The organism is Bacillus sp. PK6-16 (genome assembly GCF_056530295.1).
In genome coordinates this window covers 2,227,036-2,244,579 of record NZ_CP096511.1, presented here as the reverse complement: position 1 = coordinate 2,244,579, position 17,544 = coordinate 2,227,036, and the positions used below count along the sequence as shown (strand labels likewise).

Sequence of the window (17,544 nt, the reverse complement as noted above, 5' to 3'; positions counted from 1 at the left end):
CACAATGAAAATCTCTTTTTTCTTACCTCTTCCTTACAAATTCCTTACGTTCAAAATCACTTTTATAATTGATTATTTTTTATTTTAATAACATTTAGTTGTATTAATTTGATAGGAATTTGACTTCACATAAAAGTTTATTTATTTCGAAAAATGAATTTAAATACAAATTAACTATTTAATATTCAACACCTCACCTATACATGTCCTAACATAAGTTCCTATCATCTATATGTATTATTTATTACAACAGCTTTCACGCTAAAAATAAGATATTTCAAAAAAGAGAAATATAGGTATCTCAACAAGAGATTACCAATATAAACAATGTGAAAATGTAAGAACCCCTGTATTACTGCTGATTTCCCTCTAACTAATACAGTTTCAAACATTAGACACAAATACTACATGTAATGTTGAATTTATTACCTATTCAAAATTCTGTTTGTTCATTTTTTCTTAAAATACAAAAATATTTAACTTATAAATATACAAGCTATAATAGGGACGTCTAGGGATAACCTATTAGCACCTTAGAAAATATCAACTTTCTAAAATTGGACAAGATGAAAAAATCACTCAAAGAAAGGTGTGTAATCAAAAAGAAAATTCATTAAAAATTCTTTAGTAGCAAAAGACATCGCATTAGCTATGCCTTAGCAATGTCTACAATGTTGACGAGGTTATTGAAGCGATGTAAAGGGATGGAAGACAGATGTCTTACGAATTAAAAGCAATAGTTTTAGAGGAATTCTGGACATACTTACAATTTTTTAATCCTTATTCACTTAAATACACCCATCTACAATCAACAGATTTTGAAAGCGTTAACAAACATTGGATTTTAGATTCAATTAGAGAAGAATACACGATTTGAGGAACTTGTAGGAGATTCATTTTCCAGAACGACTTATATTCCTAAGACTTAAGAATAGGATACAAGGAGGATTTATTATATGAATGGGAATACTGCTAAAAAAATAGAATTGCAATCTGAAAATACTGTGATTACAAACGAGAAATATTTGGATCCTAAAAAGTGGCATAAGCAAGATACTACGTGGGCATTGAGCCTTTTTGGGACAGCAATTGGAGCAGGAGTACTCTTTTTACCAATTAATGCAGGTTCAGGTGGTTTATTATCATTATTACTCATTACATTACTTGCCTATCCAGTTATGTATTACTCACATAGAGCGCTTGCTAAAATGATATATGCTTCCAATTCTGCCCATGAGGGAATTACGGGTACAATAAGAGAGTATTTCGGAAATAAGGCGAGTATTATTTTTAACATCGTATACTTCGTCTCAATTTATACAATTGTCTTGATGTATTCAGTTGCACTTACAAATACTGCAAGTAGTTTTATTGTGCATCAATTACATATGAAAGAGCCCTCAAGAGCCATTTTATCGCTTGTCTTAGTACTGGGTCTTATCGCTATACTAAATTTTGGTCAAGATATCACTGTAAAAATTATGAGCTTGCTAGTATACCCTTTCATAGCTTCTCTACTATTTATCGCAATATCCCTAATTCCTCAGTGGAACACATCAATGCTTAGTTTTTCAGATGTCTCTACTGCTTCAACCGGAACAGGATATTTGGGAACGATATGGATGATACTACCTATCATAGTGTTTTCATTTAACCATTCTCCAATGATTTCGTCTTTTGTGATAAAACAAAGATCTACGTATGGGATAGAAGCAACTGATGCTAAATGTGCTCAAATACAAAAAGTTTGTTATATCATGACGTTCGTTGTTGTTATGTTCTTTGTTTGGAGCAGCGCACTGAGTTTGACTCCAGATGATTTAAAAGTGGCAAAAGAGCAGAACTTATCAATCCTATCCTATCTCGCTAATGAACTTAATTCGCCAGTAATTACGATTGCAGCTCCTATTATTGCTTTTATGGCTATAACAAAGTCTTTCCTTGGTCATTATATAGGATCATATGAAGTAATGCGTGATATGATTATCAAATTTGGTAAAACACGTGGAAAAGATATAGAAGAAAAAACAGTTAAGACAGTAATTCTTACTTTTGTCGTATTAACATGCTGGTATGTTGCTTATGCAAATCCAAGTATTCTTGGGCTCATTGACGCTCTAAGCGGTCCATTAGTTGCTGCTATCTTATGTCTATTACCAATGTATGCGATCCGTAAAGTACCGGTATTAGCTAAATATAGAGGTAAAATGAGCAATGTATTTGTTATTATTGTAGGAGTACTTACAATCTTAGCAAGTATTAAGTCATTTTTCTAATTTACTATTTTTTGTTCTTTTGCAAAATATAATTAAAAACGGAGACTAGCCTGGTTCTACAGTAGGTGCAACTATTTTCTCTATCTGAATATATACTTTAATGAATTTTCTGAAACTCATCTCCCACCTACTCACTGAGCTGTGACCCTTCACGCTCCTTGAGGAAGGAATCTTCTTGGTTAAAATCATAAAAAAAACACCCCACTTAGTTAAGTGTCCAAGTGGGGTGTTCCTACTTTGTATAGATTATGCTTATGAAATATTCCTCTTCTAAAACAGCAAATTGTTTCATTCATAATTGATAGACATATATAATAGGAATGAGTCGTAAATGAACACGATAATACCTAGTAATATCCCATCTCTTGTACTAGATTCTGGACTAATCGATGTAAGTTAAGATAAACCAAGTACAATCACTAATAATATAAGAAAACTTGTAAAGAGTGATTTTTTTGAATTCTTTTTCATATATTCATGTTGCACATTACTGCTCATGGATAGATACCCTTACATGACCGAAGTGATAATAAATAGCATCCATAGCGGATTCTCTCGCATATTTTCACCCCCATGGATCAAATCATATCCAAGAATGCAAAGTCTACCTATTGTTTGTACAAAGAATAGAATACGTATCGTGATGGAAACTGGTCGAAGAATGTAGAAATTACAGATAGCTATCTATATGCTACCTTTTATGTACTTAATGAAATACAACGGTTATGTGCAACCCATCTGATAGGTAAATGGTTTATGTAAAAAAGACAGTGATTTATCCACTACCTTTGTTGTATTATCCAATTGGATTCAGTCACCATATAGTATTAGATGCGTTGAGTTTGAAAAAAACTATCTAATATACATTGAATCAGGTACAGACATTAAATAATAGAAAAGGTCGCCTACTATTCCACTAGTAAAAATAATAAATCCCATATAGCGTATACCTTTAATTTTTGACCGTAATCCAATGAATGCTGCTATTAGCCCAGTTAAAGAAAATAGAATCCAATATAGTTCGGTTGGAATGGGAAGATATTTATCTCCATCAACCCCCATACCCCAAAAAACATAAGGCAGTACGACAAAAGAAACGCTGAGTAATCCCATTACACTGGCTAGTAATTTGCGATATTTAACACCAGTAATAATTAGATAGATCCCACCGACAAGACCGCATAATACAAGATAAGGTACATAGAGAATCCAAAGAAGACTTAAGATGATCATATATAATTTCCTCCTACTTATTTTCGCTCATTATAGTTTTAAGGGGTTATTTAATTGTCTGAATCGGTTGCTAGTGTATCAAGTTGTTCTAAAGCTTCTTCAAGATCGAACGAATTAAACCAACGGTAATCATATTTGTCTAAAATACGATAGTGCTGACTTATTAGATTTTGTTGTAAACGAAAGTTCCCTTTTTCTTGAATCTGTTTCCACCACACTTTTCCTCCCAATGTTTTTTCTTTGAATTTGCTAGTGCTATTGTGGGCCATTGTCTCGATTACTACTAATGGATCATCTCCAAGAGAAGACTGTAAAACCTCACTATCCCTAAACAATGCACAAATAGCAACGGTGTTGGTCCAACCTGCATTTGTTCTCCCTTTCTCAATTTGAACAAGCGTTTTTTTTGAAATGCCGAGAGCTTCAGCCATTTTATCTTGTGTATACCCTTTTTCAGTACGTATTAACTTTGCTTTCGTTGAAATGAGTTCAATTATAAGCTCCTTATTCACTTTCTTCCCTCCGAGGTAACAAATGTTTATTTTAGTGTAATTTTACACTAAAATAAAACCCATTTTCAACTCCCACCTCTAAATCTTCTAAAAAATAATCGAAAAAGCTATAAAAATGCTCATTCTACAGTTATCCATGAGAAGTTAGCTCGGTTTGGAGTGTTAGAAAATTCTTAGCTGGATAGCGATGTAATCATGCCCTTTTTTAGATTCATACTATCAGTATATCTAAGATTAGGAGATCACTTGCAAGAGTCTTGGAAGTATCGCAACCGTGCTGTGTTATAATTCTAAAGTACTAACATTTCAAGTAGGACTTATAGATGTCAGTTTGACATATGAAATGTAAAACCAATCTGTTATTTTGAGGGTTCAGACTACCAGTATTTAAACTAACATTCACACTAAAAGAAGTACAAGGAGGAAGGTATATCTATTAAAATAGTGAGGTATACCAAATTAGAAATGAACATTAAATTTAATAAAAAAGTAGTAGCATTCACGGCAGGATTAACGGTATTATCTTCACCATTAGTATCGTTTGCAGAGGAACAACAATTAGTAAACAATAAGCAACCTACAAACGTTCAGGAACAAAGTAAAACAACATCAGATGAACAGGCTTTAAAAAGTATTGAAGCTAGTTTTGAAGAGGTAGACGGACGTGGTGGAGGTACTGTCGACAATAAGAAAGTAGATAGTCTTCAACGTTCAGAAGGTATTCATGAAGAAACAGGTACACTAACTGTTCCTAACAATTCAAACAGAACAAAACGTAGTCTGTCTCCCATATCACCTAGCACCTCTAGTACAATAAATGGTGTTCCATTCACTGAATGGATTGTTCCAGCAGGTAACGATAATATTCGTCCTCAAAACTATATGAGTCCAAAATACATTACAATTCATGAGACTGATAATACAAGTGTAGGAGCAGGTGCTAGAAACCACGCCCAATACCTATATAACCAAGCAGTAGGCAACACAGACCGAGCTGCATCGTGGCATTTTACAGTAGACGATAAAGAGATTTATCAACACCTACCATTAAACGAGAACGGATGGCACGCAGGAGACGGTGATGGTCCAGGTAATAGAGAATCTATTGCAATTGAAATCGCAGTTAACAGTGACGGTAACTATAGTAAAGCGGTAGATAATGCTAAGAAACTTGTAGCTTATTTAATGAAAGAAACTGGTGTACCGTTAAATAACATTGTAAAACACCAAAAATGGAGTGGTAAAATCTGTCCTGCTAATATGATTAATAATGGACAATGGGATGCATTCGTAAATGGTGTTGGTGGGTATTATAATAATCTTTATCAACCAAAAGATGACATTACTGGAGGTTGGTATGAAGAAGCTATACGAGAGTTAAATAGAAGGGGTATTATGATAGGCGAAGGAAACGGAGTTTTCGCACCTAATAGAGCGATAACAAGAGCCGAATTTGCTCAATTAATCTCTAAATCTCTAAACCTGCCAGCTGGAGATGCTTCATTTAAAGACCTAAACGATGCAAACTCAACTTTACGAGATGGTATTAAACGTGCTGCAAGTGCAGGTATTATTCTAGGTAGAGGTGATGGTTATTTTGACCCAAACACACCTATTACAAGAGAAGAATCAGCAATTATTGTAAATAAGGCTTTACAGTATAAAGGTATATGGGGACCAGTTGTAAACCTACCATTCTCAGACAAAGACCAAATTAGCTATAAAGAAGACGTACAAAGATTGTATGGTCTAGGTATTGTAAAAGGTAAGGGTGACAATCAATACGACCCTAAAGGAACAACAACTCGTGGTGAAACAGCAACATTCATTCTAAATATGCTACAAGTAATTGAAAATGGTAGTGTTGAAAAGGTAATTGGAACGGCTCAAATTAATGGTATTGGGGTAAATGTTCGAAGCGGATCAGGTACAAACTATTCTATTGTTAGAAAGACAAGTAAAGGCGAAAAAGTTACAGTATATGAAGAAAAGAATGGTTGGCTAAGAATTGGAACAGGTCAGTGGATTTATTATGACTCTAGTTATATCGACTATAACAGATTATAAAAGACTAAATAGTTAAAAGAACAGGTCATATTTGGATATATAACCTAATCTCAGGTTGTGAAGAAGAATTTCTCCACAACCTGTTTTTGTGCCTGGCCCCCTCTTTACCTACCAATACCGATAAAAAGAAGAAAAGGAGAGATTCATTATGATGGGTGCATCGAAAAATCACCGTGATCAGCATGTATACAATTTAAAAACTAATATTTTTCTAATAATTAAGTAGGGATCACCGTACATGCCTATCCAACTCATATTTTGAAATACCTCAAAACGAAAAAATGGGCTTTTTTGTTACAAGTTAGCACAAAATTTCGTTCTGGGGGTAGTTGTATTTTCTTAGCTTGATAGTGATGTGGTGCTACCCCTATATGGACTAAATATCATAAAATGTTAATTTTCTTTTGCTTGCCTCTATATTCAATCGCCATCCAGCCATTTTTGGGTATGTTCGATAAAACGTTTTGTCGCTGGTAATGCGTGTTTAATTGAAGTAAGTGACAACCCAAGCGATCGTTTAGGTTTGTCTTCCAATTCCACAACCGTAACATTTTCGCATTGTCCTTGTAATGCAAGTTCAGACATGACACTGATTCCAAGCCCGTTCTCCACCATCGCGACAATCGCATGATCATCACCGGTTTCAAATTGGATATCGAGATGAACCCTAGCAGCTTGTAATACTTTCCTAACATCGTAACCACATGAAGAAGCAGGCATAATAAAAGGCTCTTTCTTGAGCTGATCGTACTGAATTATAGATTGTTTACTTAATGAGTGATTTTTAGGAAGGACACATAGCATTCGATCTTTTCTTAGTGGAATAGATTCTAGATGGCCAGACGACGGTAGTGACATAAAACCTAAGTCAATCACCCCTTGTTGAATCCACGTTTCAATCATTCCATAATCACCTTCCATTAATTTGATTTCAATTCGAGGATATTCCAAGTGAAATCGATGAATGATTGCAGGCAACCAGTGAATAGAAACGCTTGTAAAGGTTCCGATGCGCAAGGTTCCTGCCACTATCCCATTAATCTCTGCAACAGTTTGCTTCAATCGCTCATTATGATTTACTACTTCACGAACATGCGTTAAAACACGCTCACCATTTTCTGTTAATCGAACACCTGTTTTATTCCGGGATAACAGTTGAAATCCATACTCCAATTCAAGACTTCTAATCGCATGGCTGACACCTGACTGAGTCACATTCAGTGCTTCGGCCGCTCTTGATAAGTTCCCCATTTCAACCGTCTTCAGAAAGATTTCTAACTTAGTCAGACTCATCGATTCTCCTACTTTCTCATGTATGAATTTTGTTCAAGTATAACATTACATATATTCGTTTTACTAATACTTGAATCACACTTAAACTAAGTACATAAAAATTTTAAAGGAGAACTAAAAATGAAACCAATAAAGGCTAATCTTATGATCTTACTTGTTACAATGACCTGGGGTACTTCCTACCTTTTTATGAAAATCGGATTGGAAACTGTCCCTTCATTTTCTCTTGTTGCATTACGCTTTGGTATTGCTTTTTTGGTTTGTGCTGCTGTTTTTTTTAAACAATTTCGTTCAATTCATTTTGTCACCTTAAAATACGGCTTTATTCTAGGATTTTTACTTTTCGTTGTATCTGCTTCAGTCATCTTAGGTTTAAAAACGACATCAGCTTCAAATGCTGGTTTTCTAGCCAGTTTGACCGTAATCTTTATCCCTTTATTATCTATCGTTCTGTTTAAGGATCGACTGAGCTACAGACTAATCATTAGTTCCCTTGTTGCAATGACTGGAATTGGTTTACTGACTTTGAATAATCAATTAACACTTAATTCTGGAGATTTACTCTGTATACTCGCTGCTCTCTTTTATGCTTTTCATATTATTGTCACCGGAAGGGCGGCTAAAGTTGCCAATACATTGCAGCTTGGAATTCTTCAGTTAGGATTTGCAGGAGGGTTTGGCGTACTCTCTGCCCTGATTTTCGAAGAACCGCAACTTCCATCCACTAAAGAAAGTTGGATCGCTGTACTGGTATTAAGTATATTCTGCAGTGCTTTTGCCTACATCATTCAGGCGATGGCACAGAAATACACAACACCGACACATACAGGACTCATTTTTTCATTAGAACCTGTATTTTCTGCACTATTTGCATACCTGTTCATGAACGAAGTATTGTCACTCAAAGGGTATATCGGAGCATTACTTATTCTAAGCGGTGTTATACTTGCTGAGATAAAAGTAAAACGAAAATCTACATTATTGCTCTAAACCTAATCGTTCTTAACATAACAGAATCGGCAATTGCTGTCTCTGTTTTATATATTATTAGGGCTTTATCAACATTGTTTACTAATATTTGGTCAGGAAGTCTTGTAGATCGTTCAAATAAAAAATATCTCATGATAGTACTAGGTTTATTTTTTATGCGAGCCCCCTCACCATCAATTTAAGAATTAAAAAAAGAAGGGGATTATCCCCCTCCTTTTACGCTTGCTCCGACTTTCGAAATTATTTAATATACCCACGATTCAGTTCCGTTAACTTTTCATTGATGTTAAAAATTTTCACTCTAATATCTTTTACACCAGCTGCTTCAAGTCTACTCTTGTGCATTTCCGCGTATTTTTCAGCATCTTGTTTTTCTTCAAATACATAAATGCCTCCAGCTTCTTTTGTTTCTTCATTCTCAGTCCATATTTTCCAGTGGAATCCTTCTTCTTCGTTAATACTATTTGCTAAATCCCAAAATCCTTTTTCCATTTCTTCACCAAAAGGACCCTCAAACGGAAAATCAACTTGTAATAAATATGCCATTTTCACTCACTCCTATTTTTAATATAAAATTCTTGCCATTCTTTTACTGATTATGATCCGAATGATCGTAATGTCTAAATTCGTATTGCTATTATTATTCAAGCACTAATTTGAGAATCCCCCTATTTGTAAAATAATCACATAATGATAGTAACTTGAACGCATAAAGTGAAAGTTTAATAGTTTTCGGTTATTTTTAAAAAATGTGATACAAACTTATCCCTAAACTAAGGACAAACAAAACAAGTGCAGGTATCGCTTTCTTAAAGGGATCTCTCGCTAATACAATTAGCGTTAATGCAGCTGCAAGCATCGTACCGCCTAATAACAATCCTGCCCATAAAGCTATTACTGGAATCCAGATTCCTATCAACATTCCAATCGCTCCTACAATCTCAAAAGCTCCAGTTAAGAAATTAAAAAACGAAGGTAAACCAAATCGTTTGAATTCATCTGCCATTTTCCCGGATATAATTTTCGTTCCTGTCATTAAAAAGAACAGAAACAACACTACTTTTACAATATTGATGAAAATTAAAATAGTAATCACACCTTTCTTATTATTTGATAAAAACTCAGTATTATTCAGGTAGTAGTCACTACCTTTACCCTATTTCCTGAGATTACCCGTATGGAAGTCACTTCAATTTACATTACCCTTTTCCATATTAAAGGGCCGAAAATTACATGCTATAGCATATATAATGCGGAAATTTGACCGGTACTAGGCAAAAAAGTGAACCTGAATCAGATATGATACAAAATAAAGTTATCTTCCCATTCGTCCAAACGAAATTATATGCTGTAGCATATATAATACCTAAAACAAAGTTTGTTCCTTATGAATAGCATAGCATCAATAAGGAACAAATATTAATAGTGTGTATCATACAATTTGTTTAATAACGATTGTAATACTTTAATTTCTTCCTCGCTCAAATTACTCGTAACGAAATGGTGAGCGTCTTTCACTACAGGCAAGATTGTTTTCTTTAACTCGTCACCTTTTTCAGTTAAAAAAAGGTTATGTGAACGCCTATCTTGGTCATTCAAAGCCTTCTTTACAATCCCTTTTCTCTCCATTGACTGTATCATTCTAACAACAGTAGTTTGATCTTTATCAATAGCTTCCGCCAACTCTTTTTGAGTAGTGCTCCTTTGGCTACAAAGAACACTAATAATCCCCCACTGCTCTGGCGTAACTCCATACGGCTTTAATTTCTTCGTAAAATAATTGGTCATTTTCACATCAGTACGATGAACAAGATAGCCTATTAAATCATGTAAGTTCATATACCACCTCTATAAATTAAGATATGAAAGGATATAGCATACCAGTCAATCATTCACAATGAATGTATTTGTTTCATCATATATATGCTATAGCACATATAATAAAGTAGATTATTTTAATTGTCAAATGATTTACCTATTATTTTTCGAAAACAAAATCGCCCCCTTAGATTATAGAAGGAATGACTAATTTGACGTATTTCTCTGGCGATTTCTCCCCTGTCGTTTTATGATATGCTAATAACATTTGATAAAATATGGTATCTACAAATAGTCAAATACCTTTAAAGATACCTCGTCCAGTTCTTGCTATTGCAAGATAAACAGCATATAATCAGTTAACCACCCTCATGAGCAACAAAAACATAAAAAAGACATTCCAAATACGGAATGCCTTCTTTCATTTTATAAACCCATCCACTTAAATCTATTTTACAACTATAACATTCAACACGCTGAAATCTTCTATTTAACGTAATCAATCCATTAACTAAAAAAATTTGTTAATTGCACAATGCTCTTCTCACTTTTCTTGCAAAATTTAGTGGATCATCAACGTCTTCGATATTAACGTAAATCAAATTTGGATCATCACATAACCACTCATTGTGTATAGACGAAACAATTATTCCTTGTTTAATAATTGTCGCCACAAATTCAGTGACTTCTTTTTGTAAGAGTGCTACTCGGCCTAGGCATAATGCCCGTCCAGTTTTATTGTCTCGTGATTCGAATGAAAAGGAAGTTGTTACTCTAAAACGTTTTCCCAAGATTGTTGCTCGTATTTCATCCCTGTTTATTGTTGCCACGCATTTCCCACCGGCGAATCCTTCTTGTCCACCGATAATTCTTGCAAACTGTTGACAAATTGATTCCTCATTAACTGCCATACCTTTAATCATCCCCCCTTTTACTGTTAGGTTATGAATGAATACATAGGTCTGAAACGGTAATGAATCTAATGTATTATAAAAAAATGATGACAATCTACCGAAAGCTATTAACTCAATTATTCTTGATCGTATGAATTGTTATCAGAGTTTAAATGGTGCGGAATTTTCATTTTATGTTTAATGGGCATCGGAGACTGAAAGCAAAACTCAGCTATTATATGGTAAGACATTTTTAAAAAGCATAAAAAAGACACCCTAAGGTGCTATCCTCCGACTTGAGAATCGTATCTATGTATGGAGAAATTTAGAAAAGACAAATACAAAAGAGAAGATTCTAACTATAATTTATAGAACTCTTATGCCATGAATTACTTACATATTTCCTTATTTACCAGAAGAAGAATCTCAGTTACATTATTTTCTGAACAGTCTCGTTAAAGCCATCCCAAGAAATCCAATGCCCATTCCTATTAGCCATCCAGTTTGGGCATTACCTAACATAGATCCCACTCCTCCACCAAGAAACATACAGCCAACGAATACTAATCCTCCAATTCCCCAATTCGGCCGTTCCATAATTCAATCACATCCTTTCAATAAAACATATGCGATTAGCTCCCTCAACTTTCTTCTATAGGATAGTTCATTATTTTGCTTAGGTTTAGCGCTTCAAGGAATTCATAAGATGTGAAGCTTGAGCCATTTATATAGATTGTAGAAGTATGAAGATTTTCCACATTTCAAAATAGTAACGTATAAACATGAAAAAACTCCTAACAAATTTTGTTCGGAGTTTTTTCAAATACGCGATATTTATTTAATCTTCATTATCGATTTCTATTGTACCTGTCCTAGCACTAACTTTTAAAATATTTAACAGATTATCAGGTGTCTTGATTTCCACTTCATATTCAAATTTTGATTGTGCTAAGTTGTCATCTTCTAATTCGAATTCTTTTTTCACATTAATAATTTCTCCATTTGTATGAGCTAAAGAAATTTCACGAACTTGTTTCTCTGTGTAGTTTTCATTCTTTTTTGCATAATTGTAACCCATGCCATAATATCCACTAATAATAGCAATACCACTTACTAAAATAGCAATTACACTTATCATTATTTTCTTTTTATGTTTTAACATTTCCATCCACTCCTTAATGATTAATCCTCTATTCCAAATCTTGCTTCAAGTGCATTTTCTGCTTGTTCTAATTGATCTTCCAGTATATCGTGTTCTCTTTCTTGCGTTTGATATTGTTCAACAGTTATCGTTCCAGCGTGATAATCTGCTTCTAGCTGATTATCAGATAGATCTATCCTGTCATCCAGTTGGTCAATTTCTTTTTTTACTGCTAAGTACGTATTTAGGTTTTCTTCTTTTGCTCCAACTGGTTTCGTGTTATTTGCCTTTTCTACAATAGATGTGACTTCGTTTTTGAAATCTTGTGTTTGCTTCGTATCATTCGTAGCAGGCCCTATTTTGCTTGGTTCTTGTTGTAGTTGAGCAACTTCTTTTTGTAATTTATCATTTTCCACTTTCAATTGTTGTACTTGTGTATTGTTATCAGCTTGAGTAGAACAAGCTGTTAACAATACACAAGACATTGCTCCAATCAGCATCCATTTTCCCATTCTGTTTTCCTCCCTTTACATGTGCACCTTATCCTTGCCTTTATATTACTCAACAAACATTAAAGGAAGATTAATGTACAAAAAAATAAAGTGAAGGCTTTTACAAGTAGCCCGACTCCCCCCCCTCGCATTCGCCGAATTTTGAGGGAGGAGTCTTACTGCCCGTTAATGCTGGATAAAATGATATAATTAACTAGTTTCTAATCTTTCTTTAATGTTTTGGAATTATAGTGATACATATTAATAAGAAGAAAAGGAGAATGTTAATGCGAGTTCTTATTGTCGAAGATGAACAAGACTTACAAAATATATTGGTAAAACGATTAAATGCAGAGCATTATAGTGTCGATGCATGTGGGAATGGAGAAGATGCCCTGGATTATATAAACATGGCTACCTACGATTTGATTGTACTTGACATTATGATTCCAGGAATAGATGGTTTACAAGTATTACAAAGATTACGCGCGGACAATAATACAACTCCGGTCTTGCTTCTTACAGCTAAAGATACAATTGATGATCGTGTAACAGGACTCGACTTAGGTGCGGATGATTATTTAGTAAAGCCGTTTGCTTTTGACGAACTGTTAGCAAGAATTCGAGTGTTAATGCGAAGAAAAACAGGAAATACATCTAATGTGTTTGAAATCGCTGACCTAGTGGTAGATTGCAATATGCATAAAGTAACACGAGGAGACCAAGTTATCACTCTTTCCAGTAAAGAATTTGCTATTTTAGAATATATGATTCGTAATAAAGAAGTTGTGCTGACACGAGATAAAATTGAGCAACATGTGTGGAATTACGACTATGAAGGCGGCTCGAATATTATTGATGTTTACGTCCGCTATCTTCGTAAAAAAATTGATAGCCAGTTTGAAACGAAGTTAATTCATACAGTGCGCGGAACTGGTTACGTATTGCGAGTAGAACCATGAAAAGACTATCAATAAAAATGAGAGTGACCCTGTGGTATACGGGGCTAATTGTAATTATTATGGCACTCGTGTTAGCTTTTATTTTAACTTCTTCAGATAAAGTTTTACTTTTTAATATGAAAGATCAATTGAAGAGCACAGTAAAAGAAAGCATGGAAGATATCGAATATAAGCATGGGCAGTTAAAGATTGACGATGATTTTGAAACCTTAGAAGATGGAGTAAATATAAGCATTTATAGTAAACAAGGTGAGCTGTTGGTAGGACATAGTCCAACAAGCTTTAATAAAAAGATATCCCTTAAATCCGATGAAATACAAACCATTAAAGACGGCAATAAAGAATGGATAGTATATGATTTTCTCCATAATGCAGGCGGCGATGAGCAAGTCTGGGTTCGTGGAATAATGACTATGAACCAATTATCCTCAACGATGAATACGCTTATCGTGGTAACAATCATCTCATTCCCATTACTTATTCTTATTGCGGCATTCGGAGGATATTTTATTACGCAAAGGGCGTTTCGACCTGTGCAACAAATGAGTGATTCAGCCAGTAAAATTGGTGATGGTAAAGACCTTTCGAAGAGAATTCATTTACAAGGTTCACCGAAAGACGAAATGTATCATTTAGCACAAACCTTTGACAAAATGTTTGAGCGATTGGAGACATCATTCGAAAGTGAAAAACAATTTACATCTGACGCATCTCATGAATTAAGAACACCAACATCTGTTATTATTTCACAATGCGAATACGCTTTATCGCAGAGAAATAACCCGAAAGAAATGGAAGAATCGTTAGAAGTAATTTTAAAGCAATCACGTAAAATGTCAGCTCTAATCTCACAACTTTTATTATTAGCAAGAGCTGACCAAGGAAACCATAATACTTTCCAATTTGAATGTATCAATATGAGTGAATTAACGGAAATCGTTGTAGAAGAACTTTCATTAATGGTTCAAGAAGCTTCGGTTGAAATAACAACTAATATAGAGGAAGACCTATTTATTAAAGCAGATCAAACATTGATGATGCGTTTATTAATGAATTTACTAACGAATGCGATTGCTTATAGTAAAGCGAGCGGAACTGTGCATATGCAACTATTCCGTGATGAAACCAACATAATAGGTAAAGTCTCCGATAATGGCATCGGCATCAGCGAGCAACATATTACTAAAATATGGGACCGCTTCTATCGAGTTGACGCAGCACGAACATCTTCAAACATCGGAAACACAGGTTTAGGATTGTCGATGGTAAAATGGATTGTCGAACTACATGGAGGAGAAATTACGGTTGAAAGTAAATTAGGAGAAGGCAGTACTTTTACATTTAAACTACCAATTGAAAAACAAGCATAATTTATGCACGTCTGTCGCTTCAGAATAAAGATTGATTCAAAAGCTCTCTTCAACCCTTATATAAAAGTAATTGACGCATTTTAAACATCATCGATTTTATCGTTTTGGACAATCTGTTCCGTTAAGTTGATGTACATGTGGAAAAAACGATCGAAATAAAACCCCAGAAATCCAACGGTCTCTGGGGCTTCATTATATATTTAGCTCTTTTTGCTTTTTATTTTGTTTATGTCTATACAGCAATTTTCGACTTATTAGAGAAATCACTAATAAGGTCAGAATTAATAAGATAAGTTGCATAAATGATAAATCAAAATATTTAGCACCTGTAACGATTAAAAGTGTAGAAATCGTGCCTTTTACAACGAAAAAAATAATAACCCATAACCCGCCTTTTTTCCAGTTCATTTTATATTACCCTTTCCTACGTTTAAATTCTTAAAAGATTTAATGATAGTTCTTAAATGTGACAACTTAATAGAACTCTATTATATTAACAAAAAATTCATGTCTAATTAAATGCAACGATTCTATATTAAGTGAAAATGATATTCATTGTCAATTTTATTGACTATTTGAATACTTATTCTTAATCTCTTCCTACTTTGTTTCTTATTAACAATACACTTTTGTATTCAAACAAAAACACCTCCATTACATTTGCACACTTAGTATGCGAATGCAAGAGGTGTTTTTTCATATACCATCAGGTAAGATTTCCTGTTTTGTTTATTTCTTGATACGTAGCTATTTTTTAGTACACGATAACTGGATCATACGTGTTCAAACTATCATATACAGTTTTTGCAACATTAGGAAGAAGGTTCACACATCCACCTGATCCTCCTGTTAAATAAGCATTATTTCCCCAGTCTTTTCGCCAGCCGGCATCGTGGAATCCTTGACCGCTATTGGTGAATGGAACCCAGTAATCTACTTTAACCGCATAATCAGCTTTCCCTACTGCGCTTCCTCTTAGCGTATATGGTGTTCGTTTGTATAGGACGTACCACACACCTGGTGATGTATCTTCACCAGTACTATGTTTACCAGTTACTACATTTGTTGTAACAACTAATTTTCCATCTTTGTAAATCCAAATTTGTTGCTCTGCAATTGAAACTTCTGCATACGTGTCTCCGATGCCATTATTCGATGTTGTTTTATAACCGATACCTTCCTTCTCCCAACCATTTCCGTGAATATTAGAAGCAGAAAGCGATTTTTCACCTTTCTCAAAGGCTTGTTGAACTTGTTTAGTTTCTTTTTCAACATCTAGTGCCCAGCCGTAGCCTTGTCCTTTTACTGATATGACTGAACCGGAATGAGTTTTAAATGAGAAATCTTTATTTAATGTTGATTTGGCATTATTAATTTCAGTAATTTTCTTCTTAATGTCACTCGCATCAATTGTAACTTTCATATCCTTTGACATAGAGGCATTTTGAATTAAATCTTTCGCTTTTAAAGGATAAACTTCATCCTGCACTTTATACTCAACAGACTGCCCAAGAAGATTCTGTAGTGCTTTCTCCTCTTTTTTGACAATCGGATCGTCTTCTTTAATAGGTTTTATGTATGCAGACTTCAGATGAATTTCGCTTTTATATTTTTGCTTATCATAATCTTTCAGTAGACTAGTAACATCATACTGTTTTCCTTCCACACTTTTCGAAATAACAATTTTCCCTTGTTCTAGCTTCGCCATAGCATCTTGAGGCGCTTTTAATTTCTCATTCATAGAGATGAGCTTTTCTTCTACAAGCTTTTTCATCGTTTCACTACGATACTGATCTGCCTTCTCTGGTAGCAATGAATAATTTTCTCCCTTTGAGGAAGAGAAAAATGTCCACTGTTTTTTTAATAGTTTCTTAACTTGAGGCAAATCTTTTTCCGTAAGTTCCGTTTTTGTATCTTTTTCATCTAAAATTTGTTGTTGATCAACATAGACTTTGTTTGCTAGTCCAGATGTCTTTAATTTCTGTATTGCCTGATCAGCGCTCAGACCACCAACTTTTGTGTCATTAATTGTAACATTCGAATTGAAGTGAGTTGCCTGATAATAACTCATTCCCCCAATAAGAAGTGCAATTACACCAATACCCACTGCGATAAACTTCCAATTTGTATAACGTTTTTTTGATCTTACTCGTTTTTGATCAATTTCTTCAACTGATTCATTTGTTGTATTGTTGTTCATCAATCTTTCCCCCGTATGCATTAACGTCAAACGATTTTCAACTAAAATCATAAACTAGTGTACCTTATTTTTCCTAAAATTTCATTATTTCCGACCACATTTTATCGCAATTTAATGATTAAATTTAGATTTTTTAATAGTACGATGCATTGAACAGTCACTTACAAGTAATAAAGTGAAATTTCAATCAACCGTTACACCAAGGAAATTAGCTAAACCTTCTTTGGAAAACTTTTTCTCTTTACGTAAAATACGAATTATATTATCCATTTTTATGAACATCACCCCCTAAGTTTGT

Annotated in this window: 17 protein-coding genes and 1 pseudogene; 6 read left to right on the top strand and 12 right to left on the bottom strand. The window is 34.2% G+C overall.

The window, feature by feature from the left end; genetic code table 11:
- The first annotated feature begins 956 nt into the window (after positions 1 to 956).
- Entirely contained in the window at positions 957 to 2,276 is a 1,320-nt protein-coding gene (locus tag M1D66_RS11555; RefSeq protein ID WP_001014150.1) for an aromatic amino acid transport family protein, read from the top strand.
- Positions 2,277 to 3,128: 852 nt separating this feature from the next.
- Here the strand turns inward: M1D66_RS11555 and M1D66_RS11550 are convergent.
- Both M1D66_RS11550 and M1D66_RS11545 read right to left on the bottom strand, forming a co-directional pair.
- Positions 3,129 to 3,509, bottom strand: a complete 381-nt coding sequence (locus M1D66_RS11550) for a hypothetical protein (RefSeq protein ID WP_000584985.1) — start codon at positions 3,507 to 3,509, stop codon at positions 3,129 to 3,131.
- Positions 3,510 to 3,559: 50 nt separating this feature from the next.
- Entirely contained in the window at positions 3,560 to 4,021 is a 462-nt protein-coding gene (locus tag M1D66_RS11545; RefSeq protein ID WP_006925703.1) for a helix-turn-helix transcriptional regulator, read from the bottom strand.
- A 465-nt stretch (positions 4,022 to 4,486) separates the two neighbouring features.
- Between M1D66_RS11545 and M1D66_RS11540 the strand changes: the two genes are divergently transcribed.
- Positions 4,487 to 6,088 (top strand): S-layer homology domain-containing protein, encoded by a 1,602-nt coding sequence (locus tag M1D66_RS11540; protein ID WP_086385057.1) that lies wholly within the window; start codon positions 4,487 to 4,489, stop codon positions 6,086 to 6,088.
- A 420-nt stretch (positions 6,089 to 6,508) separates the two neighbouring features.
- Here the strand turns inward: M1D66_RS11540 and M1D66_RS11535 are convergent, their stop codons facing one another.
- A complete protein-coding gene (locus tag M1D66_RS11535) occupies positions 6,509 to 7,381 on the bottom strand; it encodes a LysR family transcriptional regulator (RefSeq protein ID WP_078993906.1) in 873 nt (290 codons plus the stop codon).
- A gap of 120 nt (positions 7,382 to 7,501) precedes the next feature.
- Here M1D66_RS11535 and M1D66_RS11530 point away from each other — a divergent pair, with 120 nt between their 5' ends.
- On the top strand, positions 7,502 to 8,371 hold the full coding sequence (locus M1D66_RS11530; RefSeq protein ID WP_000802594.1) for a DMT family transporter: 870 nt from the start codon (positions 7,502 to 7,504) through the stop codon (positions 8,369 to 8,371).
- Positions 8,353 to 8,523: pseudogene (locus M1D66_RS11525) on the top strand (MFS transporter); the annotation flags it as partial. The gene M1D66_RS11530 and the pseudogene M1D66_RS11525, both read left to right, overlap by 19 nt.
- An 88-nt stretch (positions 8,524 to 8,611) precedes the next feature.
- On the opposite strand, the gene M1D66_RS11520 reads toward M1D66_RS11525, so the two are convergent.
- The 7 genes from M1D66_RS11520 to M1D66_RS11490 all read right to left on the bottom strand — a co-directional run bounded on the left by M1D66_RS11520 (position 8,612) and on the right by M1D66_RS11490 (position 12,735).
- Entirely contained in the window at positions 8,612 to 8,917 is a 306-nt protein-coding gene (locus tag M1D66_RS11520) for a monooxygenase (RefSeq protein ID WP_000323767.1), read from the bottom strand.
- Between the two features lie 196 nt (positions 8,918 to 9,113).
- Entirely contained in the window at positions 9,114 to 9,464 is a 351-nt protein-coding gene (locus M1D66_RS11515) for a DoxX family protein (protein ID WP_049108525.1), read from the bottom strand.
- A 326-nt stretch (positions 9,465 to 9,790) separates the two neighbouring features.
- Positions 9,791 to 10,210: a MarR family winged helix-turn-helix transcriptional regulator gene (locus tag M1D66_RS11510; RefSeq protein ID WP_001048563.1), complete on the bottom strand. Its 420-nt coding sequence runs from the start codon at positions 10,208 to 10,210 to the stop codon at positions 9,791 to 9,793.
- A 503-nt stretch (positions 10,211 to 10,713) separates the two neighbouring features.
- The gene (locus M1D66_RS11505) at positions 10,714 to 11,100 is read right to left on the bottom strand and encodes a DUF1259 domain-containing protein (protein WP_002204749.1); all 387 of its coding nucleotides are present in this window, start codon (positions 11,098 to 11,100) and stop codon (positions 10,714 to 10,716) included.
- A 417-nt stretch (positions 11,101 to 11,517) separates the two neighbouring features.
- A complete protein-coding gene (locus M1D66_RS11500) occupies positions 11,518 to 11,679 on the bottom strand; it encodes a hypothetical protein (RefSeq protein ID WP_000441009.1) in 162 nt (53 codons plus the stop codon).
- A gap of 241 nt (positions 11,680 to 11,920) precedes the next feature.
- Positions 11,921 to 12,244, bottom strand: coding sequence for a PepSY domain-containing protein (locus M1D66_RS11495; RefSeq protein WP_000912138.1), 324 nt, complete (start codon positions 12,242 to 12,244; stop codon positions 11,921 to 11,923).
- 20 nt (positions 12,245 to 12,264) lie between these two features.
- Positions 12,265 to 12,735 carry a hypothetical protein gene (locus M1D66_RS11490; protein WP_153595421.1) on the bottom strand — a complete coding sequence of 157 codons (471 nt, stop codon included), beginning with the start codon at positions 12,733 to 12,735 and terminating at the stop codon, positions 12,265 to 12,267.
- 266 nt (positions 12,736 to 13,001) lie between these two features.
- Between M1D66_RS11490 and M1D66_RS11485 the strand changes: the two genes are divergently transcribed.
- Both M1D66_RS11485 and M1D66_RS11480 read left to right on the top strand, forming a co-directional pair.
- Entirely contained in the window at positions 13,002 to 13,676 is a 675-nt protein-coding gene (locus tag M1D66_RS11485) for a response regulator transcription factor (protein ID WP_001264525.1), read from the top strand.
- Positions 13,673 to 15,046 (top strand): sensor histidine kinase, encoded by a 1,374-nt coding sequence (locus tag M1D66_RS11480; RefSeq protein WP_041183991.1) that lies wholly within the window; start codon positions 13,673 to 13,675, stop codon positions 15,044 to 15,046. The genes M1D66_RS11485 and M1D66_RS11480 overlap by 4 nt, the downstream gene beginning before the upstream one ends.
- Before the next feature lie 192 nt (positions 15,047 to 15,238).
- On the opposite strand, the gene M1D66_RS11475 is transcribed toward M1D66_RS11480, so the two are convergent.
- Both M1D66_RS11475 and M1D66_RS11470 read right to left on the bottom strand, forming a co-directional pair.
- Complete coding sequence (locus tag M1D66_RS11475; protein WP_001104104.1) at positions 15,239 to 15,454, bottom strand: hypothetical protein; 216 nt, start codon at positions 15,452 to 15,454, stop codon at positions 15,239 to 15,241.
- Positions 15,455 to 15,800: 346 nt separating this feature from the next.
- On the bottom strand, positions 15,801 to 17,246 hold the full coding sequence (locus M1D66_RS11470; RefSeq protein ID WP_479831927.1) for a L,D-transpeptidase family protein: 1,446 nt from the start codon (positions 17,244 to 17,246) through the stop codon (positions 15,801 to 15,803).
- Between the last annotated feature and the right edge of the window lie 298 nt (positions 17,247 to 17,544).